Genomic DNA, 26,650 nt, shown 5'->3' on the forward strand with positions numbered 1-26,650 from the left:
AATCGAGCAAAGCGACCATATAAATAGCGCTTAACACATACAAGAACGAATAAAATTTATATATGAAAACACTTCAAAAATACACACTTATTATAGTGTTACTTGCCATAACTGTTGCCTGTAAAAAAGATAAGGAAAGCATTGATACTGAAAAGCCGGTCATCGCCATCGATTCGGAAACGGCTTTCCCAAAACAATGCAGCACGATTAAACGTGGCACAAGCTTTACTTTCCGCAGTAAGCTATCTGATAACGTCGCGCTCGGGAGCTATAGCATTGACGTACACCATAATTTTGACCATCATTCGCATAGCACAGAAATTGGCGAATGCACGGTTGAGGCGATCAAAACACCCATTAAGCCCTTCACTTTGGTCAAGACAGTCAATATTCCGGGGCAACCACAGCAATATGATGCCGAATTAAAAATCGATGTGCCAGCAGATATCGATCCGGGTAATTATCATTTTATGATTCAGGTGACCGACCTGGCAGGATGGAGCAGCCAGAAGGGAATCAGCATCCGTATACTCGAGTAATACCATACATATTTGTCAACTCACATACATATTTATCAACTCAATTTAATTAAATCCATTTTACATGAAAACTAGAAACATTCGCTTCTTCTTCCTGTTAAGTACAATTCTTTTAGGCTTCCTATCGTCCTGTAAGAAAGATAACGAGGAAATTCCAGCACTTGCAAAGCCCCAGATAGGCACACTTGAAATCGGCAGTGGCAATAACAAAACCGTCCAAGCGGGATCAGATCTTCATCTTGAAGGTGATATTGTTGCCGAAGCACTGATTGCTAAAATCGAAATTGAGGTTCATCAAGAAGGTGGCGGTCAGTATAAGTTTACAAAAGCCTATACGGATGGGAAATACATTGGCGTGAAAAATGCGACATTTCACGAACACATCGATGTCCCTGCTGATGCTCCCGCCGGGGCATATCATTTTCATTTTACGGTAACCGACAAAGCCGGAAATACAACCGCTGTAGAATCTCCATTAACCATACAGGGTTCAGAGGCCAAAGTTGCTTATAAGCTCGTATTTACGGAAGTAGCCGGCGAAGCACATGGAGACCATTTCCATGATCTTGCCGACAAAGAAAAGGTAGAACCAATTACGATCAGCTTTGACGACAAGGGAACAGCATTGGCCGGAGGACATGCCCACCTCAATCCGTCAGGTATCTATAAAATTGAATTCAAACAATTTGATGCTTCTTCCAAAGAAATCCAGGCGCAATATATCAGCAATAAAGCAACAGCAGATTATTACAAAGCATTCCTTACGGGTGGTTCTTTTGTTTTAAACCCCAACAGCAGTACAGGTAGCGGTGCGATCTTTCAAACGAAAGAAACGACCTATGGTGATGGCTCTGCAGTCAACGGAGCAACAGAGACGACAGGGATTATCACTTATTTTACAGCAGGAAAAGATAATGAAGGTGAGAAAAATGTATTCTTTGTACTTCGCAAATTTAACGATGCCAGCACAAAGGCAAAAGTTACCCGTACTGACTGGAACCTATCGGATTATGCCACTAAGTTTGCTGGTCAAGACCTCATAAAGCTATCTTTTGAAATCCACGCAGAGGAAGGAGAAGATTAGCTAGCGCAATAAACTCGGCCTACTTGCACAAAAGAACCTTCATGATTTCGCCGCTATGAGTGCGTGTAAAATCATGAAGGTTTTATTTGTACAGAAATATCGTTTAGTCCCTTACTTTCGTAAGAACATTTCCCTGTGGATCGAGTACCAGCTTCCATTCCTCTTTTCGACTTTTCACTTCAAACGCATAACTTACTTTCTGCTCGGCGGTAATCTTTTTTGCGTCTTCAATGCGATAGCCCGGAAAATCTCTTTTCACTCGATCCAGCACACTCTTCGGTAGTTCTCTTTTGTTGATGTCAGTCTTGTGGCGCAGAAGTTTTCCGTTATGTTGAAACCAAGCTTCCTGGTCAATGCCAAATAAGCCCGTTTCAAACTCCGCTTCATAAACATTCCCCTTCAATTCCCAATCTACTTTTTTGGCTTTTGGAAATTTCTGTTGGAAACTATTCACCACGACAGCGGGAACTTGACTTTGTGGTATATCCTGAGCAATAGCTCCTGCTGTTGTCAGTGCAAGTACGAAAGCACTCCAGATTAATTTACAGTTCATGATTCTATTTTTAAGTGTACTACAAAGTAAAAAAGCGAATCTGTAAAGATTTGGGAACACTTACCTTCTCCTGTTATATTTTCTAAGGGAACATATTGAGCTGAAAGCTATGCTGATTGTTTTCATAATGGTAGACGATTGCAAAACCATAGAGGTTACAGATGGCCTGCACAATGGCCAGCCCCAAGCCAGTACCTTTGGATGCTGCATCTGATTTATAAAAACGGGAGAATACCAGGTTAGCATCCAACGCTGCATGTGTACTCGTATTGGACACGGTAAGCCTTTTGTTCGTTATATGGATATTCACCTCCCCGCCTAATCTATTATGGAACAAAGCATTTCGTAGGAGATTTGACACCACTATATTTGCCAAAGCACCATCCATTTGTACAGTCAGCTGATCTTCTTGTACAACATTGATTTTTACCTGTTTAAATTCAGCAATAGCCTCAAACTCCGCCACAATATTTAGTACAAGCGTATTGAACGAAAGATCCTCATTGTGCAAAAATTGTTTATTCTCAATTTTACTCAACAGCAACAAGGATTTATTGAGGCGCACAAGCCGCTCGGCAGTTGCTAATACTGCTGCGACAGTCTCAGACTGTTTCTGGTTCAACCCCTCTGTTTCCGCCATGATTTCCAATTTGTTGATCATAATGGCCAACGGTGTCTGTAATTCATGCGAAGCATTGCCAATAAACTGTTTTTGCTGTTCATAGCTTTCCTCGTTATGGCGAATTAAGGTAGCCACAGCAAGCTGTAGGTCTTTAAATTCCTGGATCTGCGTATCCATCGTGGGCTTCTCCTTGGTTTTGCCTAAACGAAAGCGTGTCAACTGATCCAAGAACGTATATAATGGCCCCCATAAACGTTCTATTACGACTTTATTGATGGATACGATACTGATGACCAACAAAACAAATAAAATAACAACAGAATAAAAGAGATTCTTGATTAGATCGCTCTCTTCGATCATCGAGTTGATGATCGAAAGTTCATAATAATGTCCTTGATGTTCAAATGCTGTGGTCAACATTCGGACTGGTTCCAGTTCCGGCTCGGGATCATCATCGTCCTGCATATACAACATGGTGTCCTTATAAACGTTTTGCATCTTAAGGGCTTGTTCTTCGGAAATCTGGCGTACCTTATAATTATTTATCCCAAACTCTAAATCTGGAGCTACGGTGGGATTGCTGGAAAGTTCCTGGATAATGAGCCGCTTTTGGTTTTCGAGTTCTTCGTCGATATTATCGTGGATCACCTCCAGCATAAATAGATAGAACACTGTTGACCAGAGAGCGATGACCACCAACACGGAGATAGAAAGATACTTTAGTGTTTGGTTGGCTAATCTCATTTTTCGACAAGTTTATAACCGATTCCATATACCGCTTCAAAATCCACATCAGCATGACTAGCCAAGAATTTTTTGCGCAAGTTTTTTATCTGTGAATAGATGAAATCAAGATTATCCGCCTGGTCCGTATTATCGCCCCAGACATGTTCTGCCAGCGCACTTTTGCTGACCAGTCTATTTTTGTTCAATAAGAAGTAGTTGAGCATATCGAACTCTTTCCGATTTAACGGCACAGGCTCCTGTGCAATAAATAAGCAGCGTTCATTGAGATCCAGCACGATGTTTCCCATTTCCAATGTATTCTTACCTTCCCGTTGTTTTCTTCGTAACACGGCTTTAATCCGTGCATTCAGCTCAGCAATATGAAAGGGTTTTGTCAAATAGTCATCGGCTCCAAGTTCGAGTCCCTTTAGCTTATCGTCCAAAGAATCCTTTGCGGAGATAATGATCACATTATCGGACTTACCCTCATTTTTGAGCTGATCGAGAATCTGCAAACCATTGCCTCCAGGCAGCATGATGTCAAGCAGGATACAATCGTAATCATAAACAGCGACTTTCTCAAGGGCTGATTCGTAATCAGCGGCAGTTTCTACCGTATATTCTTCCTTAAGTAAAGATGCCTTCACAATTTCCCTTAAATCCGCTTCGTCTTCAATAACCAATATTTTCATCTTCTTAATTCTATTTAGAGGAAAACCCGTGTAAACAATAGTAATCTGTCCATGCTAAATGACAAGTTACATACACAATTGTTTATGACAAAGGTACCTTGAATTTGGGAAAGATTTAGGAATACACTGCTAGCCTCCTATTTTAAGCTGACATCCAGGTAAACCGAATGACGTCCGTAGGTATCATAAAATGGTTTATAAAGCACATCATCAATGTAAAATTCCAATGTTTCCGGATTTCCTTTAATCGACTTAGCAATATCCTTTGCATCCAAAGTTACTTTACGCCAATCTTTTCTTGCGGCAGGTTCCTGGGCTGCCAATAAGATTGGTCCATAAAACAGACTTGCAATATTGGGCTGATCCATAACCGGATCCAGATGAAACTGAAACGGCATTTTAAGGTTGATCACATCCCCATCTTTCCAGGTGCGGTTTAAGGTCAGGTAAGTTCCCGGCTCAGCTTTAATTTTTTGATCGACTCCATTTATTGCAACAAAAAATCCCTTTGTTGCCCAGCTTGGCACCCGCACATGAAGTTCAAATTTGCCATTCCCCCGTATGGTCAGCGCTGTTTGATCCGCTTTCGGAAAACTGGTTTGTTGCTCGACGCTGATTCCGCGTTCCGTCCAGTGTAAGGTAGAGGGAATATACAGATTGACATACAGCGCCTGGTCATCCTTACTTTTAAAATAGATTGTATTCTGCAATTTAGTACTGCTCTCAATAGCCGTACCATTACAGCAGGTAAAACCTTTCATATCGGCATTTCCAAACTGCTTAATAGATCCCGCGCGTAAAGGCACATGATACGTATTTGCTGGACTATTTTCTGCAACAGAAGCTAAGATGTGATTGTATAATCCACGTTCATAATAATCCATCAACTCTGCGCGCTGATCGAACATAAACAAGTCGCTTGTCAATTTCAGCATGTTGTAGGTTGCACAGGTTTCGTTCTGTCCACCTGCAGAAAATCCATTTTCATATAATGTCGCCGGCTGGCTAATAAAACATTCGGCATTGGCGGGATTTCTGGCACCAGCCACACCACCGATACTATACATATAATCGTTGGTGGCCTTATACCAAAAGTTGTCCGCAATTTTATAATATTGGGGCTCATTGGACACCCGGTATAACTCCATACTGCCCACAATTTGAGGAATATGCTGATTGGCATGTAATCCCCTAAAAGTATCTACATTTTTGGCCAGTCCATGTGTGTGCGCGGCATTGCCGTAGAACATATCAATATTGTCAAATAAGCGGGCGGTTTTTAAGTAATTCTCTTCACCCGTTATACGATATAACCTTGCCATCACTTCATTCATTCCGCCAAATTCACCTGCGATATACGTATTCCACATTTTGATTAATGTCTCTGTCGGGACTTTACTTAAACGTGTATACACCCAAGTGCCCATTCCCTGTGCGATCTCCAATGCTTTTTTATTTCCACTTACCTCATAAACATCTATCAGGCCGGCCAGGATTTTATGCAGGGTATAATAAGGTGCCCAAACCTGGTTCTTCTGCCCGCCATATTTTGCGCCATGTTCAAGCATAATAAACTGATCTGGGGGATAGGCACTGATAAAGCCAAGTCCCCAGTTCCAATAATCTGTACGGATTCCTTCGTCACTGAGGTCAGAATCATAAGCTGATTTACCCGGACCATAAGGTACCGCAGCAGGATCCGCAATAAAAGCCTGTCCCGCTTGTCTCGGTGTACCCGACAACTTTGACAAGGCATAAAGCACGTTGACCATGGTATCCATCTTCCCCAAAAATTTTGACTGGAGTACCTTATCGTACCCTGTACTCGCATAAGCTTGTGCAATTGCCGTCAGGTAATGTCCTGTAGCGTGGCCACGCAGTTTGATATCCTGACTGTCCCATACTTCCAAGGGCTGCGCACCGGTCGGTTGCTTTTGCCCAAACGCGTGACGAAACATATAGAGGAATGAATTGGGATCCGATTTTGCCAATGTATCAATGAATTTATTGCGATTTTCGATAAACTTTGTTTGATGCTGCTTGACATCCGTATTAAGGGAAACCTGATCCAAGTGAAATGCGTCCAATTTTAAGCTAGGCATCTTGGACTTTACCTTCCCTTTGACTGTAATGATGGCTTTGGGTTTCAGATCAGTCCCGGGAACGCGCCCCGTGACGGCGTAAGCTGTTTGCTGCGCGACGGCACTATTGTCGGTTGGCGCAGGCCACAACACACGCACTTTTGGTCCCACCATACCGTCTTTATATGTACCGACGACATAACTCGGCAATCGTGGCAGCTCGCCTACCGCTGTTTCTACGGTGACATCTGCAACTCCGGTTAAAAACCCATTATAAAGCTCCGCTTTATTCATTGGAAATCGCGGTAGGTCATCCTCAGCCTTACCTTTAGAAGCAACATCTTCACGCACACCTTTCAGCGCATTTCTGTACACCATGCCGATCTGGTTTCGATTCAGTGGCACACGATAAATGCGAAAATCATGCAACAGTGCATTTAAACTTACATTTCCACCCAACAGGGATTTTCCAATGTATAGTGTCCTCTTACTACCTGCCGGTCCAAAAACCTCGGTCAACTCCTGTGGGATATCTTTAACTTCGCCAGCGGGCATACCATCTAAATATGTTTGCATGGTCCCTGTAGCAATATCAACTACAATGGCCAAGTGCACCCATTTGTTTAAAGGCACTGCCGAAGAGACCGCATTTTTTACTTCGGCCTTCTTTTGGGCGATTATCCCCATATAGCCATTTTGTAGCGCTGTACCTGTTGGTGTCCCTGCAAAATGCCTGGTGATATCTTGTCCAAAATCGAATAAATACTGGCCAGACTGCGCTGCACGTAAGTACATCCAGCCTGTTATACTAATCGACTCGAGATCCGCGAGTACTTGCGCTGGAAGTACGACAAAATCGTCCTTTCCTCCAGCGAGAGAAAGTACCTTTGTAAATTGTTTATCTGATACAAATGAAGCTTTTGTGCCCTGGAATTTACCATGTAGTCCATTGCGCGACCAATCCTTAAAATCCCCATCAAAAACATAACGGGCCACCATGCCTGTCTCTCCAATACCATCCAGGATCTGATCCCCACCCTGTGCCACAGCTACAGCTGTCGTTTTGATAAAAATCGTAAGAATTGCTGCAAAATATATCGTATATTTTTTCATATCGCTATCTTTTATTCGCTAATGATTTATTGTTTAAAGATCACCTTCTAGCCAGCTGAAAGCTATTACCGTATCCTTTTCCTTGATTGTCTTCAACAGATGACGAACAAAAAGAGAAGCAATGCCTATTAATAAGCTTCCAAAGTCGAAGAACATTTTCTGTATTGCTGTCTATTTGACATTTATAAAATTAATGACAATAGCTCATTATACATAGGTTTATTTTAGCCTATATTCTCCAGATTTTAACTAAGGTGTATCGAATATACTGTCGTCCATAGCCCCCCAACTCCTGCCGCCCGCCAGGAGAAGTAAAGCGCCAATATGCTACGAAGATAGAAACATGCGCAAACTCAGCTCGCAATGACCGATTACTCCGCGGTATTTTGTATTTTAGATTCGATATGATCTACTATGGATAAACGAAATTCAAAAATTTGGGCACCAGTGATCAGTCTGGATGGTTTCCGCAAGGAACAGACTGCAGGGCGCGACGAACTCCTATTTAATGAACTGCATGGCGAGCGGCTCATCGACAAACCGCATAAACATGACTTCTTTATCATAAATCTGTTCGATAAAGCATCCGGCGTCCATACGATCGATTCGATTGACCATATCATCAAAGACCATCAGGTTCATGTGCTCTTTCCGGGGCAAATGCACAAATGGCATGTCTATGCGGGTACTATAGGCTATCAACTCATGATTGAACGATCTTTTTTTGAGCACTTCGCCCCTTTCTTTCGCTTTTCATTCACCAATTACCAAAACCATCCCGTCATTGATCTTACCGCAGATGCTTTTGCACAATTGCATTATGAATTTGAATCCGTGAAGCAGGAGTTAAAAAGAGAGAATTCACTTATTCCATTGATAACTGCCCGAGCGGGGGTCATTGCAGCGATTGTAAGTCGAGAGGCCGAGTCTGCCTTCACCGAATTCAAAGTCTATCAATCTGTTCCACGACTTGCCAAGTTCAATATGCTCATTGACGAATTCTTTAGGGAGCAAAAGCTGGTCGCCTTCTATGCCGAAAAGCTCCATATTTCGCCCAATTACCTGAATATACTGTGCAAAAAACATCTGAAAATATCAGCCACACAACTTATTCACCAACGGATCAGCATTGAAGCCAAACGTCTTTTGCAAAGCACCGAGCGGTCCATCAAAGAAATTGCCTTTGAATTGGGTTTTGCAGATCAAGCGTATTTTTCAAACTTTTTTAAACAGCAAACGGGGGCAAGTCCAAGTGACTTTAGAGAAAACATTCATGTAGGGAAAACTCCAAGTCCCTTGAAAGCAACTTGAAAAAAAGATAAATCACACAAAGAATGGCAGAAATCTCCCAGCAATAATTGTATACCCGCTATGTAACTTTGTAAAAGACTGGTATGCTTATTATTCCGGTCACAAAATAACATAATAGGAAATCAAATGAAATCAACGGCCCTTTCCCGCAAGGAATTTATCAGGAACTCTGCTCTGGCTCTTGCGGGTGCAACATTTATCCCGGGAATGCTATTTGCAGAAAATCAACATCATGCGGTTCATCAAGGACTTTTGAGCGGCTACCAAGGTAAAAAAAGTTATACGTTGAAAAACGTGTTGTTGGAAACCGGATTTGAGTACGATGGTGATGGAAATGTAACCGCAACAAAGACCGGTCTTTTTTCCATTCAGATAGCAAACGGGAAAATCAAAAATATCAGTGCCAACAGCAACAGTGCTGATGCAATCGATGCAAAAGGGCTTTTGATGCTTCCCTCTTTCCGGGATATGCACATCCATTTAGACAAAACCTACTATGGCGACAAGTGGCAGGCCGTAAGACGTGGCCCCGGAGGTGTAAAGGGTATGATTGCTCTTGAGCAGAAAATTTTGCCCGAACTGCTCAAAAACTCGACCCATAAAGCAGAAAAACTCATTGAACTGTTACAATCCAAGGGAACGGCTTTTGCACGTAGTCATGTCAATATTGAACCGACATCCAAGCTAGACTCTTTACATCATCTGCAAATGGCACTTGAAAACAAGAAAAATGGATTTGGAGCTGAATTGGTTGCTTTTCCACAACACGGAGTCTTCTATACTGACTCAGTTCCCTATCTCAAGGAAGCGGCTAAAACCAATATAGATTTTATCGGTGGGGTCGATCCTTTTTCCATCGATGGTGCTATTGAAAAGACAATGGATTTTACGGTTCAACTGGCATTAGATAACAACAAAGGAATTGACATTCACTTACATGAATCGGGTGAATCCGGTTTGAAAACTGTAGAATATTTAATCAATAAAGTAAACGAGAACCCTGTTCTCAAAGGCAAGACCTACATTAGCCATTGTTTTGTGCTTGGTCGGCTGGAAAAAGCCAAACAACAAGAAATGGCCGAGAAAGTGGGTGCGGCACAAATCGGCATCGTTTCTACGATCCCATTTGGAGGCCTGATTATGCCTATTCCGACGCTCATGGAAAATAATGTTAAAGTCATGACGGGAAATGACAGTATTGTAGATCATTGGAATACTTTCGGAACAGGCAGCGTGCTACAAAAAGCCAATCTTGCAGCTCAGGTATACGGCCAGGCTACTGAATATGCGTTATCCCGTATGCTCAAACTTGCCACCGCAGGCCCTACTCCATTGGATGACAAAGGCAATATGCAATGGCCAAAAGTCGGAGACAGTGCAGATATTGCATTCCTTGACGCAAGTTGCTCAGCAGAGGCTATTTCTAGAATATCTCCGGTAAAATCGCTTATCTATCAAGGAAATCTTGTTTTCTAATAAGTGGACAAAACAATATCCAACTTTGGAATTTAGCTGACTTGCTAAAAACAACCCGGCAAAGCAAAAAACATCTCCTATGAAAAACAGAAAGGTTCGGGGTATAATTACCTTCGGACCTTTTGTTTATGATTTAAACAACTTCATGATCCGCGGTTCAATCCGATCGCTCAGGAGATAAGCCAGGGCGAGCATAAGAATGATAACACCTGAAAGGAGCAGGTATTTATTCAGATACAGATACAGGTGATTAAACATAATAAAGCCGATGTGTTGATGGATTAAATACAGCGGATAGGTTAACATGCCGATTTTAACGAATCCGGACGAATTGATCGCCTGCAGTTTTTTACAGGAAACCAGTAACATGAGCAGGTAAAACACAACGATGGTCGCACCAATAATATAAGCTGAAAAGTCACTGTGGAAGGTTCGTTCCAGCCAATGAATTCGACCTATCGCTCCGTCAATGGAAATGTACAAACACCAAGGTAAGGCCACAAAATGCTGAACTTTTGCTCCATGCAAAAAGATCTGACAAAATATAATTCCAGCAATAAAGTATGCACTCCAATCGAGTAAAAAGAACTCATGGATTGCGTCATAAATTTCCGAAGGCCCAACAAGAAAACGTAGGCTCGACAACAGCAGCCAAAAATAAACCAAGTAATCCAAGCTTATTTTTTTAAATCGATTCAGAATCAAGAACAAGGCTATGATCAGGTAAAACTTCAGCTCCACATAGAGCGACCAATAAGCACCATCGATATCTCCCTGCCCCAATAATTTTTGCACCATCGTCAGATTGGCCAAAAGTTGTGTAAATGTAACGTGGTAACGTGGTGCGCCCCAAAAATAAGAAACCACAAAAGTCAATAGCAAACATATCCAGTACATCGGATACAAACGCTTGAAGCGGGAGTAGCAGAACTTACGCAGTGAAAGATGTTTGATGGAAAATGCGATCACAAAACCACTGATAATAAAAAATAGATCAACGCCTAGATAACCGTACTTAACATATTCACTAATTCCATCAAAACGTAACAAGGACATATTTCCTGCAGCATAGCCCCGATACAAATAATGATATAATACGACGGCAGATGCTGCGATAAAGCGAAACAGATCGATTTGATAGATTCTTTTGGACTCAGACATTTGAGTGCAAATATACTCAATTATCTTCCCTGTTTTTCTAGATTTACTTCACCTTCATTAAGTTCACCTAGTTAACATTTTTTTTTATTTTTACACGCTTATTGAAAACAAAACTACCCATGCATCATTTAACCATATTATTATTTTTTTTTATATTGTTATTCACTCATCCTGCACATGGCCAAAATAGCGGATGGGACAGGTTAGACAAGCAGCTAGCAGAGGCAAGCAGCGATTCTACACGAATATTGGCGTATTATAAAACCGCCTCAGAAATTTACCGCAGTAATCCCCAAGAAGCACAGGAAATCGTTTCCAAAGGCTTGAGTCTCATCAGTGAAAAAAAATTCGAACCCTTACAAATTGATTTATTAAATCTACAAGGGGTCATTTATCTGAAGCTAAATAACTTCGATGAGAGTGTGAAGACTCACTTCAAGGTCCTCAAGAAACGAGAAGATCGGAACGACAAGAAAGGGATGATGCTCTCTTTTCTGAATATCGGAAATGTTTTCAATAAGAGTTACGATCCCGATCAGGCCTTAAAATATTACCAACGTGCACTAGATCTAGCAAAGGAATTGCGCGACACAAGGAATCGAGCAAACATATCGACTAATATTGGCAATATATATGCCCAAAACGCTTTGAATGGAGAGAACAAGAAGGATGTAGCGCATGCCATCGATTATTTGGTAAAAACCGTGGAATTCTGTAAAGCCAATGCCCCCGAAGTCGATCTTTACAATACGTACATTTTATTAAGCTATCTCTATCTCAAGGCAGATAAGCTCGAATGGAGCACGTATTATACGGATCTTGCAATCGATATCACCAGCAAGAAAAAAGATCCTGTTGGGGAAAGTTATGCCCGAATCAACCGGGCGAATATCTACGTCAAAGAAAAGCGGTTTGATCTGGCCGAACAAGAAGTCACCCTCATCAAGAGCATCATTGCCAAAAGTGGTTTCACCAATTTAACTGAAGACCTTCAGGGAGATTTCGATAAAATAGCGAAAGCGATCAAAGAGCAGGATGCACAGTTAATACTGAGCGATCAGGATAGTTCGGACCGCAAGTTTCATGAAGACGCTGAAGTTTTACGCGTACGGGTTCGGGAAGAACTTCGAGAGAAGTATGAAAGTGAAAAGAAGGAGCTTGAGAATAAAAATCTGTTATTAAAAAACGCGAATATAGAACGAGAAGCCCATTGGATAAAACTGATTTGGCTAGCCACCTTTTTTGTCCTTTTAATTATCGCCGTTATGGTGCTGTTACTGATCAAAAAGAATAGATTATTACGTGAAGAAAAACGGAAAGTCGATCTGCAGGCCGCCGAGATCAGGCATCAACATGAAGAGCTCATCCAGGCAGATCGATTTCGATCCAGTATATTTTCCGTTGTGTCACACGATCTTCGCAGTCCTTTGTCAACTTTCCAAGCGCTGCTTGCTGTATCCAAAATTGTCGAACTCCCAGCAGACGAAATTAAAAGTATGCTAATCAATATAGGCAATCAAGTTACAACAGCCTCCAAAATGCTCGACAGCCTTCTCGTATGGTCTTCACAACAAATGGCGAATGAAAAGCTTGAAATACAGGAAATTTCACCTTATGAAATTATTAGAGAATGTCAGGAATTATTTATCGATCGGATTAATCTAAAAAATTTATCGATAGACGTCCGTATTTCCCCTCAATTGACCATCCAGAGCGATGTTAAACGATTTGAATTTATTATTCGCAATATCTTTAATAACGCTATTAAGTTTTCCTTTAGTGGTAAGACTATTATTTTCGATCAGCGGGAAACCGAAAGGGAATTACTTATTTCAATTACAGATCAGGGAATTGGAATGGACGAGCGAAAAATTGCCGCGCTTAAAAATATGCAGAAACAGCAACACAGTCTAGAAGGCACTTTTGAAGAAAAGGGATCAGGTATCGGCTTAATGCTTTGCCATGAATTTGCAAACCGTATGGGTTATTCAATTACGGTTGAAAGTAGTGAAGGTTTTGGAAGTACATTTATCGTTCATATACCAAAATAGCATTCTGCCCAGAAAACAGAATGCTAATAAATGATTAAAAGCTTTTTACAATTCGCTTTAAATACTCTCCATACCCCGACTTACAGAGCGGTAGAGAAAGTTTTAGCAATTGCTGTCCATCAATGTAGCCCATTCTGTAAGCAACTTCTTCAATTGCGCCTATTTTCATTCCTTGTCGTTCCTCGATTACTTGCACAAATTGACCTGCCTGCATGAGCGACTGTATAGTCCCGGTATCCAACCATGCTGTGCCACGATCAAAAATACCGACCTTTAGCTTGCCCCTGCGAAGATACTCTTTATTGATATCGGTGATCTCGAGCTCACCGCGAGGAGAAGGTTTTATATTTTTAGCGATCTTAACCACCTCGTTGTCATAAAAATAAACACCAGGAACAGCATAATTCGACTTTGGAAATTGTGGCTTTTCTTCAATAGAAATAACGTTATTTCCATCATCAAACTCAACCACACCATATCGTTCCGGGTCCTGCACTGGATAGGCAAAGACTACCCCGCCATCAGGATCTGCCGATGACTGCAATAGTTTTGAAAGCCCCGAGCCATAAAAGATATTATCGCCTAAAATCAAGGCTACTTTATCGTCACCGATAAACTCTTCTCCAAGCAAAAATGCTTGCGCCAGTCCATCTGGACTCGGCTGCTCTTTATATTCGAAGCGACAGCCTAATTGCGAACCATCCCCCAATAACTTTTCAAAATTTGGCAAATCTTGCGGTGTCGATATAATCAAAATCTCCCGTATACCAGCCAGCATCAATGTCGACAAGGGGTAGTATATCATAGGTTTATCATATACAGGCATCAATTGCTTGCTTACGGCCAATGTAAGTGGGTGTAATCGAGTCCCTGAGCCCCCAGCTAATATAATTCCTTTCATTTTACTGTTATTTAACGAAAAAGACTTTACAACCATATTGATAAAGTCTCCTTATTTTTTCTAATTATCTTTAAATTCTTCAGCGAGCATATTACCCAAACTTATTTTCCAATCCGGCACTTCCGTGCCAAATACACTCTTAATCTTTGATTTATCAAGTAGCGAATACTTTGGCCTGCGTGCAGGGGTAGGGTAAGCACTCGTGGGAATCGGTTTTACCTGACAGTCGAACGAACGGAAATCACGTATCGCTACAGCAAAGTCATACCAAGAAATTTCACCTTCGTTGCTATAATGGTAAATCCCTGCATCCCATTCGGAAGAATCGATAATTTTCAATAATGCAACTGCCAGATCATGCGCATAGGTAGGACTCCCAATTTGATCGTTGATTACATTGACCTCATCGCGCTCAGTCATTAAACGGCACATGGTTTTTACAAAGTTTTTGCCGTAAGAGGAATATACCCAGGAAGTCCGTATAATGATTGCTTCAGGACACCATTTCTGAATCGCCTGTTCGCCGGCAAGCTTCGTTTGTCCGTATACATTAATAGGTGACGTTGCAGCCTTTTCTGTTAACGCCACAGCGGACGTACCATCGAAAACATAATCTGTTGAAATTGCAATAAGTTTCGTTTCATGAAGACGGCAGTATTGTGCAATTTCTTCACAGGCCAAATGGTTCACCAAATTCGCAGTCACTTGATCCTCCTCCGCTTTATCTACTGCTGTATATGCTCCTGCATGGATAATGAGATCGGGTTGATACATCGCCAAAATTTCCTGTATAATCTGAATTTGATCCAGTGGCAATTGCTTCCGATCTAAGAAATAACACTCTTTTTCTGTATTATCCTGTAAGAGATCCCTTAATTCTGACCCGAGTTGTCCTGAAGCTCCTGTTATAACAATCCGCATATCCTCCTAAATTAATTTCATTCGTAATTCGCCAAAAGACTGCGCCTCTTGATCTTTTTGTGAAAGAATCATCCGTTCGCCAGGAATCTGCCAGTCTATCCCCAGCTCCAGATCCAATGGATTTACGCCATCTTCTGATTCTTTATGATAGTTATTATCACATTTATAGAAAAAAATAGCATGCGCTGACAATACAGAAAAGCCATGTAAAAAGCCTCTTGGTACAAATAGCTGTTTTCTATTTTCAGCCGAAAGTTCTACCGCAACATATTGCCCAAAAGTGGCGGATCCGGGACGAACATCGACGGCAACATCCAGCACTATTCCTTCAACCACACGAACTAATTTTGCCTGTGCATGCTCTCCAACTTGCATATGCAAGCCACGCACCACACCAAACTGCGATTTTGACTGGTTATCTTGTAAAAAGTGGGGTTTATAGCCCAATATGGAAGCCAACTTTGTTTCATTAAATGATTCAAAAAAATAACCTCTTTCATCTTCAAATACGGTGGGCTCAAGTATAAAGCAGCCTTTTAGTTTTGTTTCCGTATACGTCATTCTTATGCCTCTTTGTATTGATTGTCGTAATATTTTTTATAATCTCCAGATGTCACATGGTCCAACCATTCCTGATTAGCCAAAAACCAGTCTATGGTCCGTGACAAACCTTCTTCAAAGGTTACTGAAGGCTTCCACCCCAATTCCTTATTGATCTTTGTTGCATCAATCGCATAACGCAAATCATGCCCTGGTCGGTCCTTAACAAAGGTAATCAACTCTTCCGAAGAGCCTTGGATACGCCCCAATTTCTCATCCATCTGTTTGCATAGCTCTTTGATCAGATCTATATTTTGCCATTCATTGAATCCACCCACGTTATAGGAATCGCCATTTTTCCCTTCATGAAAAACGAGATCGATGGCTTTTGCATGATCGATTACGTATAACCAATCGCGGGTATATTTTCCATTACCATAAACAGGTAGCGATTTATGATTTAAAATATTATGAATGCACAAAGGAATCAATTTCTCCGGAAAATGATTCGGCCCATAGTTGTTTGAACAGTTTGTCAACACAATAGGCAGGCCGTAGGTATCATGGTAAGCCCGTACAAAATGATCTGAACTTGCTTTGGATGCCGAATACGGTGAATGTGGATCATAGTTTGTTTCTTCCGTAAAAAATCCGGTATCACCGAGCGCTCCAAACACCTCATCCGTTGACACATGATGAAATCGCTTTCCTTCAAAATTATCCTTCCAAATTGTCTTGGCCGCATTCAATAAATTGACCGTTCCAATCACGTTAGTCATAACGAAAGCCATTGGATCGACAATTGAACGATCGACATGCGACTCCGCGGCCAAATGGATAATACCGTCTGGTCGGTATTCCTGAAAAATAGCTGATACAGCCTGCTGGTCCGTAATATCCGCCTTAACAAAGGTATAATTAGACAAATGCTCTATATCCTTTAAATTCTCCAGATTACCCGCATAGGTCAAAGCGTCCAGATTAACGATCTGATATTCGGGATACTTTAACACAAACTCACGGACAACGTGTGAGCCTATAAAGCCCGCCCCTCCGGTAATTAAAATTGTTTTATTCATATAATGATTCTCGAATGTTTAGACCATTGGTCTGCGAATGATGAGTTCACCAAATAGTTCGCTAAAAATAGGATGATTTTTGTTAATTGACAAGTTTTAACCCATGAGTAAATGGAATAAACAATAAAAGCCTTCCATACGAAGGCCTTTCATTTCTTTATATTGTTAATGATCTACAAACTTTTCTGATTATAATACATTCTTTACTAAAGAATAAACGGGCACCTCTACAGGTGTCTCATTCGCCAATTTGATCTCTTCCTTCTCTTCAGTTGAATCCAACACTTCGTATTCGGAATTTTGAGATTTAAACTCCGGAACAATCTGCTTCATTCCGGCAACAAGCTCCATAAAATCTGGCAAATGGGTATCCGCATCCAAAATCTGCTGGCAGATCGCATTGATACGTTCTGCTTTAAGCAGCAATTCATCGTGATTCACTTTTGCGATCATGATTTTAGGATGATGAGTCTTCACGGTATTCTCATTATTCGCCAACAATTCTTCATAAATTTTCTCTCCTGGACGTAATCCAACAATTTTTATATCGATATCTTCTGGGTAACGATAACCTTTCAGCTTGATCATCCGTTTTGCTAAATCAATTATTTTAACAGACTTACCCATATCGAACACAAAAATCTCGCCCCCTTTTCCCATCACACCAGCCTCCTGTACCAATTGACATGCTTCAGGGATCGTCATAAAGAAACGGGTGATTTCAGGATGGGTCAACGTCAGCGGCCCTCCCTCTGCCATTTGCTTTTCAAAAAGCGGAATGACAGAACCATTTGAACCCAGTACATTTCCAAAACGTGTAATGATAAAACTGGTATTGGATTTACCGCTGCAGCTGCTCACGTAAATCTCGGCCATACGTTTGGTCGCCCCCATCACATTGGTTGGGTTAACAGCCTTATCCGTAGACACCATAACCATTTTTTTAGTCCCATATTGCATACACAGATCGGCTACATTTTTACTTCCTAAAACATTCGTCTGAATTGACTCGTAGGGGTTTGCCTCCATTAAAGGCACGTGCTTATAGGCCGCTGCATGAAATACCAAATCGGGTTTATAGTGTGCAAATATATTCTGCATGAATGCATAATTACGCACATCACCGACTACACAATGCATATCTTCGGGCAATGTAGCCTTAATAGACTGCTGTATATCATACAATGCTGATTCAGCTTGATCCAGCAAGATTAATTTTTTATAATGACGTCTGGCGATCTGACGGGCTAGTTCCGAACCGATAGATCCAGCGGCACCGGTCACCAAGATGACTTTACCCTGCATCTCTTGTTCAATTTCTGGATGATCCAATTTAATTGGCTTGCGTCCCAATAAATCTTCAATCTTCAATGGCCTGATTTCACGTTTCGCTCCTGAATTAAGTAAGATTCGTGCCGGAGGCATGATCTTGAGTTCAAGACCAATATTTTGGAACCAGTCTGATACATACTCCAAACGCTCGGGGTCGTTATTTTCTACAGCAATGATGACCTGAGTAATTTGGCATTTCTCAACATAGTCCCTTGTGATTTCAGTAATATCTTTAATTTTTATTCCAGCCAATCGCTTTCCTATTCGCGATATTTTATCTTCCACAAAAGCAACTACTTGATACTTCGTTCTCGGATCCTCCTTCAATAAGGAGAATGATACTAACCCTGGTCTTGAAGCTCCAAATATCAGCACATTCTCACCTTTTCTTGCCGGTAAAAAAAGATACTCATAAATAGTACGGTAAACCACGCGCGCACCCACCATAATGACAAGAAGAATACAAGCCTGCATGGTCAACACGCCATAGGATAAACGAAGATAGTCTCCTGCCATCGTACCTTTATCAAAAATAGCTTTGATAATTAAGGTTAACAGCATTAAAATCACATAGGCAGAACCAACTGTCTTAAAGATTTTAATGGTATCCCGAATGCCCGTCTGCCGAACAATACCCCGAAAAGTATCATAACCTAAAAACATTATGAAATATATCGGCAATATGACGACAACTTTCTTCAGCATCAATTCAATATCAAATACACCCTTAAAGTTATTGACCACAAAATTAGAAAAGACGTAGCTTGCAAATACAAACCACATATCGATCATTAAAATGACCCATCGTGGATTGTCCTTTCTCAGGCGTCTTCTTAAATCTCCTAGAGAACCCATCATAAGCTTTTTCTCTTATTTAATTAAAATGTTACTGACCATGTATGCGACAAACGAACACGATCTGATATGGCTTTATTATAATATTTTATAAAGGAGACGCAAGATAGTCAAATTTTCATACCTAAAATACCTCATTGATAAAATATCATTAAAAAAGAACCCTATCTTTTCCATAAATTTATCAACGTGGATCAAGCAACTATTATACCGAAACTGTTACAAAAAAAAAATAATAGCATTTATTCTTCATAATTAACATTTCAGGCACATAAAATAACGATCGTCTTAACATAAGCAAACCAATCCCTTTATCGCCATATGTAGGCATACAGTAATTAACTCAATTATTGGCATATTGTTTGTAATTAATTAGAAATAGTCATGGAAAGGAATTAAATTTTTACTTCTCCGCTTAATATAAACTGAAACGCCGCTCCTTTACCGAACTATTTTTCACAACATAAATAATGTACATCATGGGATTTTTTAGCAACCTGTTTGGGAAAAAGACTTCATCCATTCGCTCTTTGGCGCAGTTGGAATTTCTAGAAGTAGATATGCATAATCATCTGTTACCAGGCATTGATGATGGGAGCGATTCTGTCCAACAATCCTTACATTATATCCAGCAACTTCAACGCCTAGGACTTAAAAAGTTTATCTGTACACCACATATTATGGCTGGCGTTCATCAAAACACCAAGTTCAGTATTGAGCATGCGAAAGATTCCCTTGTTGAGGGGCTTAAAAAGTCCGGCAATGATATCGATATATTCGGGGCTGCCGAACATATGATTGACGAAAACCTCCCTTTATTAATTCGTGAAAATGAATTGTGCGTCATGCCCGGTGGTTATGTGCTGATCGAGATGTCATACCTTTCGGAATCGAAAGCTTTATTCCACACGATTAGAGATATTCAAAAATTAGGGTATAAACCCATTCTTGCACATCCCGAGCGCTATAATTATTACCATAGTAATTTTAATATTTATAAGCAAATTAAAGATGCAGGTTGTCTGCTACAGTTAAATCTTCTTTCATTAAGCCGATATTATGGCGTCGATGTGAAAGCCATTGCTATGACCCTTTTGAAATCAGGCATGTATGATTTTGTGGGAACCGACCTACACCATCAGCGCCATCTGGACGCTTTAAAAAATATTGTCGAGAAATATCCCATCCGTGAGATGTTGAAAACTTCACCGATTTTAAATGAAACGCTTCTTGATCATATCACACAGCATAAAGCACAAGTTATTGCCGGATAAAGCAATAATATAACAGATTGGCATTAATACCTTATAAACATGTTTTAAAATATGCTATTGTCTTCGACAGTCCTTCTTCCAGCTGAACTGTAGGATTCCAGCTCAAGCTTTTCTTCGCAAGTTCAATGTCTGGTTTTCGTTGTTGCGGGTCGTCTTGTGGCAAGGGCAAAAACTTAATCTTTGATTTTGATCCAGTTTGGAGAATCACTTGCTCCGCCAATTGTAGTATCGTGAATTCATTTGGATTACCGATGTTTACCGGGCCGATAAAAGACTTTTCAGTAGCCATCATTCGAATCATTCCTTCCACCAGGTCATCTACATATTGAAAACTGCGGGTCTGATTTCCTTCACCATAAATGGTAATATCCTTATGCTGTAAAGCTTGCATAATAAAGTTGGATACCACCCTTCCATCTTGAGGATGCATACGTGGGCCATAAGTATTAAAAATGCGGACAATCTTTATAGCAATATGATGTTGACGATGATAATCCATAAATAGCGTTTCCGCACATCGCTTTCCCTCATCATAGCAGGATCGAATACCGATAGGATTTACATTTCCCCAATAGCTTTCTTGCTGCGGATGAACCTTCGGGTCACCATATACTTCGCTGGTAGAAGCTTGTAAAACGCGTGCGTTAACCCGCTTTGCAAGCCCAAGCATATTGATTGCTCCCATCACCGAAGTTTTAATGGTTTTAATTGGATTGTACTGATAGTGTACCGGACTTGCAGGACAAGCCAGATTATATATTTCGTCAACCTCAGCCAAAAAAGGCTCCGTCACGTCGTGCCGTACAAGCTCGAAATAGGGATTCTGTAGCAAATGAACAATATTCGATTTATCCCCGGTAAAAAAATTGTCCATACAAACCACTTCATTCCCATCCTTCAATAAACGTTCACAAAGATGGGAACCTATAAATCCAGCTCCACCCGAAACTAGAATTCTTTTTTTTAGGTTATACATAAAATATCAATTTATAATTTTGCGTTTTTACTGATGAGATGCTGTGTCCATTAGCGGAATACGAAAACCGAAACGGGAGCCAACATTTTCTTCCGACTCAAAAAAGAATGCTCCACCATTTTGATGGATAAAATGGTAAACTACCCATAGACCTAAACCTTTACCTTTCTCCCGCATAGGGGTTATCTTTCCCTCTTCCATTATCTGCTGTTGCAGTTGGTGTTGTGCATCCACACTCATTCCTACCCCCGTATCGATAAATTCAACAACAACATCATCTCCATCTCGGTTTAAGTTGAGCTTAATCAAGGAATCTTCATGGCTAAACTTCACCGCATTTATCAAAAGATTTCTTAAGATACTTTTCATGATATCCGCATCAAAAAAGATTTGTAATCCGGATTGTAATGCTAATTGAATTTCAATATTTTTTAATTTAGCTGTAGGCTGAAGTGTCTCCACCACACCTTTGATCATTTCATCGAGTTCAATTTCTTGTGGCATATAACTCAATACACCCAAGCTGTTTTTGGTCCATTTAAGTAGATTGTCCAAAACGCTGAAAAGTTGTTCCGCAATGTCATTGCCCGTATTGATCATATCTCCATAACCAGTATTACTTCCCTCAGGACTCATGGTCAAAATATTTAAGATCATTTTGAGTGAAGAAATCGGACTTCGTAGATCGTGAGCAAGAATAGCATACATTCTATCGCGGTTTAATATCGCTTCCTGAAGCTGTGCTGTCTGCATCGCAATTGTATGGCCCGATTCAATAAGCTTGATTTGATGTTTGATGCGCTGAAGTAATTCCTTTTTATTGAAAGGCTTCGGAATATAATCTACACCGCCACTATCAAATCCACGCACAACATCATCCGGAGATTTTAAGTTTGTAATAAATAAAACTGGAATATGCTTATACAGCTCCATGGATTTCAGCTCCTTTGTTAGATCAAATCCGTTCGTATTCCCCATCATGACATCCATTAAAATAAGATCTATCCTCTGCTGTTGCAAATTTTCAAATGCCCCTTTAGCACCGGAAGCGGAGAATACGTTGAAGTGCTCCCGTTCTAAAATCTCTTTTAGCACAAAAAGATTTAGCTCAGAATCCTCTAAGATCAGAATATTATACATTGAAAAATCGATTTCCATAGATCATTATTAGCTTGTTTAGACACTGTCTAGAAGGATGCTATCCTTTTATAAAATTCATGAATCAATAATACATTAATAATTGCACCCATAATTTGTGTAGCAAAAATGTTATATATATATCAATTTACTTTAAAATCAACCAATACAGGAAGATGATCACTATAGTCAACATCTCCCGTTCTATAATTTACAGCCTGAAATGTAGCTCCAGAAAAAAATACAAAATCAATGCGAAACAGCTTCATTAAATTACTGTAAGTATATCCATATCCATTACCTGCTTCGCGAAATGCATCCTTCAAATTTCCTTTAATTTTATGATAACTATAGGAATTAGGGCTATTATTAAAGTCCCCGCAAATAAGCGTAGGAAAAGAAGATTGATCAATTAAATTTCTTAAATAATCAGCCTGTCCACCTCTCAATCTAAAATTTTCAGACATTGTTTTAATTGCATTCCACCATTTAAAGGTCGTATTTTCAGCAGGCAGTAAATCCCTTTTTACCTGGTTCCAATTTGTTGTCTGCAAATGACAGGTTCCGATCCTGATCTTTTTGTCTTTGAGGGAAAGATCGGCAAAAAGTGCACAGTTGGGCCGCTCTTTAAACGAAACAACCTGTACCGAGTCCAGGGGAAATTTACTTAAGATAGCAAGTTGATTCTGCCCTGATTTACTCCCTGTTATTATGAAATATTGAAACTGGCCAAATGATTGCTTGAGTTCCGATACGGAACAGTCGGCCGGAACTTCCTGTAAACATAAGGTATTTACCCGCTGCGAATCAATATAGGAAGCAATCTGTTGCATCGAAGATAGATTATAAATCATTTTGAATTCACGAACGTTGTAAGATGCGAAACGTATGTCCGATGTTTCAGTTTGCGCTATCCCGTTTATCTGGATTACTTTTATGAAATAATGAAAGTTGGCCAATAGTGCTATTAACGGACAAATACTGTACCAACTACGTTTATATAATCCGATAATAAAAAAAAGAAAATTACCACATATAAGTGCAGGTAACAACACACCAATCCATTGGAAAATAACAGTGGTCTGAGGCGAAATAAGCAAAGCCAAAAACGACAAGGAGGCGAGTATAGCCATCAATAGAATGACAATCCCGACCAGTAACCTGGAAATGCTCACCGGCCTAAATTCAATATCTCTAGTCATGGTATGCTATTTTAATTTTGTTCGCTTAAAGGCAATCTTATGCTAAAAGTAGCGCCTTGTCCAAGCTCCGATTCGACACCCAACTGTCCATTCATCTGCTCAACAATACCTTTACAAATTGCCAGCCCCAATCCCGTCCCCTTATCCATTGAATTAATCTTATAAAATCTATTGAAGATCAACTCCTGATTTTCCTTGGCTATGCCAATACCATTATCTTTAACAAAGAATTCTACATAATCATTACTTAGCCTGTAACCAACGTGTATAGCACCCTCAGGTGGCGTAAATTTCAAACTGTTATTAATTAAATTGACGAGTACCTGAATCACTCTTCCACGATCAAGCCTTGCCACCAATTCCTTTTCAGGAATGTCAAAAATTATGGCTGGCTGTTCCTCATTTGACAAGAAACTCATTGAAAGCTCATTCAATATTCCTTTAAGGGACACGTCCGAATTCTTTAATCTTACTTTGCCTGCATCCATCTGCGACATTTCCAGTACATCCGTTATTAGCCGTAGCAACTGGCTGCTATTTGCATTGAGGAGCTCCCCATACTCCTTTCGCAGCTCAGGATCTGGCGTATCGGCAATAATACTTCCAAAGCCCATAATTGCGCTAAGCGGCGTCCGGATTTCATGATTCATATTGGAGATAAATGCAGATTTTAACCGCTCAGATTCCTCTGCAGCTTTTTTTGAACGCAACAGCTGCTCCTCGTAACGAAGCTGATCCGAGATATCCCGCTTAATGGTCCAGATGATATCTTCACCGTTCCCATTTTTAATCATCAGCGAACTGCATTCTGAGCCAATAATATCCAGTTCTGGATAAACCGTATCACAACGATATTGATAATAACCCGAAGAAGAAATGATTTTTTGCACAGATAAGCCCCAAGCTTCTTCTGTTGTGAACTCCCGCAGGCATTCAAAAACTTTTAAGTCAACAATGACCTCTTCTTCTTTCAGACCATTTTGCTGTCGGCATGCCTTATTCGCAAAAGCCATTGTCCCATTTTTATGACAAGCAAAAATACTGTATGGTGCATTATCAACAACAGCAAGCACCATTTCAAGTTCATTTCGATTTTTAATGAAATCGCTTACATTTTGAGAAAAGCCATCTATAATATGAATATTGTTTTCAAGGCGTTTGGCATATTTTGTCGCCCGTACATACGTAATGGGCGAATCAGGTTGTTTTATGCGGTACTCAAATGTACTATACTCAATAGCGTCGTTATGCAAAAAAGCTTCCATCTTCTTTCTATCATCTGGGTGAACATGTGGGAGCAGATCTTGCAAAGCTATTTTCTCAGGCTCTTCAAGATTTTTCCTCCGAAGGTTCGAATAGCCATTATGCGTAAATTCCTGCTGTTGCAGATCATAAGTCCAATGCCCGATCATAGCGACCTTTCCCACCTCAAGTTGGGCAGTCAGTGCAGATTTAAGACGGTACTTCATGTTACTACGCTGTGTGATATCCCGATATTGGCATATTAGATGTTCGTCATCAAATTTGTGAATTAAAAACTTGAAATAATACATCTGCTCTTCCGTAGGCAGGTCATAATTTAGATTGGAAGTCTCTCCTGTTTGGCGGCAAAAGTTAAACTCCTGTTCGATAAGAGCTGAAGTTGGCTGCGGTAAAATAGACAACAGATTTTTCCCAATTGGATTAATATCGGAATTTAAAACCGGATTATTTGTTTTCATTATCGCATCCACGCAGATATTATCCTTGTTTACCAGCAACAATGTATCACAAGTCATATTCAAGACTTTCTCCAAGAATTTTAAATCATGTAATATTTTTTTTCCCATAACATTCTTTAGATTATTTTCTTTGAGATTTCTCCCATCCGCCAATAAAGCTTCTGCTAAATAAATAATAAATTCCGCGCATTACATTGATATTCATAAACAGAAAGTAATATGGAATATAAAACAACTTTGTACTATTGGGATTATTTCGCATCAAATAGCCAAAAGCCGCACAAAGATAAAAGACACACTGAAACACAAAAATGACAGAAAACACATTGAAAGGTGATGAGCACCGATATCCAAGAATTGCCGCTAAGGGGAAGAGTGCAAAAAGCGCAAAAGGTGTAACAGACCAACGCAACACACGATGTGAAATATATTGGAAGCTCAACTTCCCAAATTTAAAGCCATTTAGTAATGGCAGTAATCTTCCTATAGACTGCCATCCCCCAGCAGCAATACGTCTTTTCCTTTTTCCTTCCTCTTCCATATTCAGCGAACCATATTCAACAGCATAAGCGTCCGCTGTGTATGCAATACGGTAACCTTTTAATGCAATGCGCATTGAAAGCATAAAATCATCCAATAAGGTATCTTCTTCCATCGCAGCAAATAATTCTGTCCTTACAGCAAAAAGTTCTCCAGCGGCTCCGACTGCTGAATAAAATTCGAAGTCTAATCTTTTCAAGAGGGATTCATATTTCCAATAGGCTCCCTCCCCTTTTGAAGAAACAGTATCGTCATTATCAAAAGCCACTCTTTTTTCACCCGAGACACAGCCGATTGTCGGATCTTGAAATTGGCGAGCAATAATCTTCAACGCCCCGGCATTAAGTAAACAATTTGCATCGCTAAAGACGACAATTGGAGTTTTCACATATTCCATACCGTGATTAATGGCAGCTGTCTTACCTTTCCTATGAGCTGAACCGACAATCTTAACCATCGGATACTTTGCTAACAGCTCAAGACTATCATCAGTACTTCCATCTATAACCCAAAGAATGTTTAATTTATCTTTAGGATAATCAAGCTCAAGGCAGTTCAGCATTTTATCTGGAATTATTTCTGACTCATTGTAGGCTGCAATAAATAGTGTCAATGGAGGAAGCTCATATTCTTCGCTATTTTGAGACCTCTCCTTTCTAGGGTATGGAAATAATCTTGCCAATATATAAATTAAGATAGCATACCCGATATAGGTATATAGCACCAACAAGAGGGCACTCCAAAAAACAATATGCAAACTCAT

Annotated in this window: 21 protein-coding genes; 6 read left to right on the top strand and 15 right to left on the bottom strand. The window is 40.2% G+C overall.

Annotation, left to right across the window (positions count from 1 at the left end):
- Positions 1-62 precede the first annotated feature (62 nt).
- Complete coding sequence (locus OK025_RS06420) at positions 63-539, top strand: DUF4625 domain-containing protein (protein WP_317668766.1); 477 nt, start codon at positions 63-65, stop codon at positions 537-539.
- A 64-nt stretch (positions 540-603) separates the two neighbouring features.
- Positions 604-1,623 (top strand): DUF4625 domain-containing protein, encoded by a 1,020-nt coding sequence (locus OK025_RS06425; protein ID WP_317668767.1) that lies wholly within the window; start codon positions 604-606, stop codon positions 1,621-1,623.
- Positions 1,624-1,726: 103 nt separating this feature from the next.
- Here the strand turns inward: OK025_RS06425 and OK025_RS06430 are convergent, their stop codons facing one another.
- From OK025_RS06430 to OK025_RS06445, 4 genes are all read right to left on the bottom strand, one after another.
- Positions 1,727-2,176, bottom strand: a complete 450-nt coding sequence (locus tag OK025_RS06430) for a PepSY-like domain-containing protein (RefSeq protein ID WP_317668768.1) — start codon at positions 2,174-2,176, stop codon at positions 1,727-1,729.
- Between the two features lie 82 nt (positions 2,177-2,258).
- Positions 2,259-3,542, bottom strand: a complete 1,284-nt coding sequence (locus OK025_RS06435) for a HAMP domain-containing sensor histidine kinase (protein WP_317668769.1) — start codon at positions 3,540-3,542, stop codon at positions 2,259-2,261.
- Positions 3,539-4,216, bottom strand: coding sequence for a response regulator transcription factor (locus OK025_RS06440; protein WP_286770410.1), 678 nt, complete (start codon positions 4,214-4,216; stop codon positions 3,539-3,541). The genes OK025_RS06435 and OK025_RS06440 overlap by 4 nt, the downstream gene beginning before the upstream one ends.
- Before the next feature lie 137 nt (positions 4,217-4,353).
- Positions 4,354-7,410 carry a beta-L-arabinofuranosidase domain-containing protein gene (locus OK025_RS06445; RefSeq protein ID WP_317668770.1) on the bottom strand — a complete coding sequence of 1,019 codons (3,057 nt, stop codon included), beginning with the start codon at positions 7,408-7,410 and terminating at the stop codon, positions 4,354-4,356.
- Positions 7,411-7,824: 414 nt separating this feature from the next.
- Between OK025_RS06445 and OK025_RS06450 the strand changes: the two genes are divergently transcribed.
- The gene (locus tag OK025_RS06450; RefSeq protein WP_205400086.1) at positions 7,825-8,721 is read left to right on the top strand and encodes a helix-turn-helix domain-containing protein; all 897 of its coding nucleotides are present in this window, start codon (positions 7,825-7,827) and stop codon (positions 8,719-8,721) included.
- 126 nt (positions 8,722-8,847) lie between these two features.
- Entirely contained in the window at positions 8,848-10,197 is a 1,350-nt protein-coding gene (locus OK025_RS06455) for an amidohydrolase (RefSeq protein WP_317668771.1), read from the top strand.
- 126 nt (positions 10,198-10,323) lie between these two features.
- Here the strand turns inward: OK025_RS06455 and OK025_RS06460 are convergent, their stop codons facing one another.
- The gene (locus OK025_RS06460; protein ID WP_317668772.1) at positions 10,324-11,358 is read right to left on the bottom strand and encodes an acyltransferase; all 1,035 of its coding nucleotides are present in this window, start codon (positions 11,356-11,358) and stop codon (positions 10,324-10,326) included.
- Between the two features lie 119 nt (positions 11,359-11,477).
- On the opposite strand from OK025_RS06460, the gene OK025_RS06465 reads away from it, so the two are divergent.
- Complete coding sequence (locus OK025_RS06465; protein ID WP_317668773.1) at positions 11,478-13,409, top strand: tetratricopeptide repeat-containing sensor histidine kinase; 1,932 nt, start codon at positions 11,478-11,480, stop codon at positions 13,407-13,409.
- A gap of 34 nt (positions 13,410-13,443) precedes the next feature.
- Here OK025_RS06465 and rfbA read toward each other — a convergent pair whose 3' ends face one another.
- The 5 genes from rfbA to OK025_RS06490 form a co-directional block, all read right to left on the bottom strand.
- Positions 13,444-14,310, bottom strand: a complete 867-nt coding sequence (gene rfbA / locus OK025_RS06470) for a glucose-1-phosphate thymidylyltransferase RfbA (RefSeq protein WP_317668774.1) — start codon at positions 14,308-14,310, stop codon at positions 13,444-13,446.
- A 60-nt stretch (positions 14,311-14,370) separates the two neighbouring features.
- Positions 14,371-15,231 carry a dTDP-4-dehydrorhamnose reductase gene (gene rfbD, locus OK025_RS06475; RefSeq protein WP_317668775.1) on the bottom strand — a complete coding sequence of 287 codons (861 nt, stop codon included), beginning with the start codon at positions 15,229-15,231 and terminating at the stop codon, positions 14,371-14,373.
- Positions 15,232-15,237: 6 nt separating this feature from the next.
- Positions 15,238-15,792 (bottom strand): dTDP-4-dehydrorhamnose 3,5-epimerase, encoded by a 555-nt coding sequence (gene rfbC, locus OK025_RS06480; protein ID WP_317668776.1) that lies wholly within the window; start codon positions 15,790-15,792, stop codon positions 15,238-15,240.
- 2 nt (positions 15,793-15,794) lie between these two features.
- The gene (rfbB, locus tag OK025_RS06485; RefSeq protein ID WP_317668777.1) at positions 15,795-16,850 is read right to left on the bottom strand and encodes a dTDP-glucose 4,6-dehydratase; all 1,056 of its coding nucleotides are present in this window, start codon (positions 16,848-16,850) and stop codon (positions 15,795-15,797) included.
- 189 nt (positions 16,851-17,039) lie between these two features.
- Entirely contained in the window at positions 17,040-19,040 is a 2,001-nt protein-coding gene (locus tag OK025_RS06490; protein ID WP_317668778.1) for a nucleoside-diphosphate sugar epimerase/dehydratase, read from the bottom strand.
- Between the two features lie 476 nt (positions 19,041-19,516).
- Between OK025_RS06490 and OK025_RS06495 the strand changes: the two genes are divergently transcribed.
- A complete protein-coding gene (locus OK025_RS06495) occupies positions 19,517-20,311 on the top strand; it encodes a tyrosine-protein phosphatase (RefSeq protein WP_317668779.1) in 795 nt (264 codons plus the stop codon).
- A gap of 31 nt (positions 20,312-20,342) precedes the next feature.
- Here OK025_RS06495 and OK025_RS06500 read toward each other — a convergent pair whose 3' ends face one another.
- The 5 genes from OK025_RS06500 to OK025_RS06520 form a co-directional block, all read right to left on the bottom strand.
- A complete protein-coding gene (locus OK025_RS06500; RefSeq protein ID WP_317668780.1) occupies positions 20,343-21,287 on the bottom strand; it encodes a UDP-glucuronic acid decarboxylase family protein in 945 nt (314 codons plus the stop codon).
- Between the two features lie 27 nt (positions 21,288-21,314).
- Positions 21,315-22,445, bottom strand: a complete 1,131-nt coding sequence (locus tag OK025_RS06505) for a hybrid sensor histidine kinase/response regulator (RefSeq protein WP_317668781.1) — start codon at positions 22,443-22,445, stop codon at positions 21,315-21,317.
- 122 nt (positions 22,446-22,567) lie between these two features.
- Entirely contained in the window at positions 22,568-23,626 is a 1,059-nt protein-coding gene (locus OK025_RS06510; RefSeq protein ID WP_317668782.1) for an endonuclease/exonuclease/phosphatase family protein, read from the bottom strand.
- An 11-nt stretch (positions 23,627-23,637) separates the two neighbouring features.
- On the bottom strand, positions 23,638-25,455 hold the full coding sequence (locus tag OK025_RS06515) for a PAS domain-containing sensor histidine kinase (RefSeq protein WP_317668783.1): 1,818 nt from the start codon (positions 25,453-25,455) through the stop codon (positions 23,638-23,640).
- Positions 25,456-25,468: 13 nt separating this feature from the next.
- Entirely contained in the window at positions 25,469-26,650 is a 1,182-nt protein-coding gene (locus OK025_RS06520) for a glycosyltransferase family 2 protein (RefSeq protein ID WP_317668784.1), read from the bottom strand.

Origin of the sequence: Sphingobacterium sp. UGAL515B_05, assembly GCF_033097525.1 — a bacterium.
Lineage (GTDB): Bacteria > Bacteroidota > Bacteroidia > Sphingobacteriales > Sphingobacteriaceae > Sphingobacterium.

Coding starts and splice junctions, on each gene's coding strand:
- OK025_RS06420 (WP_317668766.1), top strand. CDS start 63: ATGAAAACACTTCAAAAATACACACTTATTATAGTGTTACTTGCCATA.
- OK025_RS06425 (WP_317668767.1), top strand. CDS start 604: ATGAAAACTAGAAACATTCGCTTCTTCTTCCTGTTAAGTACAATTCTT.
- OK025_RS06430 (WP_317668768.1), bottom strand. CDS start 2,176: ATGAACTGTAAATTAATCTGGAGTGCTTTCGTACTTGCACTGACAACA.
- OK025_RS06435 (WP_317668769.1), bottom strand. CDS start 3,542: ATGAGATTAGCCAACCAAACACTAAAGTATCTTTCTATCTCCGTGTTG.
- OK025_RS06440 (WP_286770410.1), bottom strand. CDS start 4,216: ATGAAAATATTGGTTATTGAAGACGAAGCGGATTTAAGGGAAATTGTG.
- OK025_RS06445 (WP_317668770.1), bottom strand. CDS start 7,410: ATGAAAAAATATACGATATATTTTGCAGCAATTCTTACGATTTTTATC.
- OK025_RS06450 (WP_205400086.1), top strand. CDS start 7,825: ATGGATAAACGAAATTCAAAAATTTGGGCACCAGTGATCAGTCTGGAT.
- OK025_RS06455 (WP_317668771.1), top strand. CDS start 8,848: ATGAAATCAACGGCCCTTTCCCGCAAGGAATTTATCAGGAACTCTGCT.
- OK025_RS06460 (WP_317668772.1), bottom strand. CDS start 11,358: ATGTCTGAGTCCAAAAGAATCTATCAAATCGATCTGTTTCGCTTTATC.
- OK025_RS06465 (WP_317668773.1), top strand. CDS start 11,478: ATGCATCATTTAACCATATTATTATTTTTTTTTATATTGTTATTCACT.
- rfbA (WP_317668774.1), bottom strand. CDS start 14,310: ATGAAAGGAATTATATTAGCTGGGGGCTCAGGGACTCGATTACACCCA.
- rfbD (WP_317668775.1), bottom strand. CDS start 15,231: ATGCGGATTGTTATAACAGGAGCTTCAGGACAACTCGGGTCAGAATTA.
- rfbC (WP_317668776.1), bottom strand. CDS start 15,792: ATGACGTATACGGAAACAAAACTAAAAGGCTGCTTTATACTTGAGCCC.
- rfbB (WP_317668777.1), bottom strand. CDS start 16,850: ATGAATAAAACAATTTTAATTACCGGAGGGGCGGGCTTTATAGGCTCA.
- OK025_RS06490 (WP_317668778.1), bottom strand. CDS start 19,040: ATGATGGGTTCTCTAGGAGATTTAAGAAGACGCCTGAGAAAGGACAAT.
- OK025_RS06495 (WP_317668779.1), top strand. CDS start 19,517: ATGGGATTTTTTAGCAACCTGTTTGGGAAAAAGACTTCATCCATTCGC.
- OK025_RS06500 (WP_317668780.1), bottom strand. CDS start 21,287: ATGTATAACCTAAAAAAAAGAATTCTAGTTTCGGGTGGAGCTGGATTT.
- OK025_RS06505 (WP_317668781.1), bottom strand. CDS start 22,445: ATGGAAATCGATTTTTCAATGTATAATATTCTGATCTTAGAGGATTCT.
- OK025_RS06510 (WP_317668782.1), bottom strand. CDS start 23,626: ATGACTAGAGATATTGAATTTAGGCCGGTGAGCATTTCCAGGTTACTG.
- OK025_RS06515 (WP_317668783.1), bottom strand. CDS start 25,455: ATGGGAAAAAAAATATTACATGATTTAAAATTCTTGGAGAAAGTCTTG.
- OK025_RS06520 (WP_317668784.1), bottom strand. CDS start 26,650: ATGAGTTTGCATATTGTTTTTTGGAGTGCCCTCTTGTTGGTGCTATAT.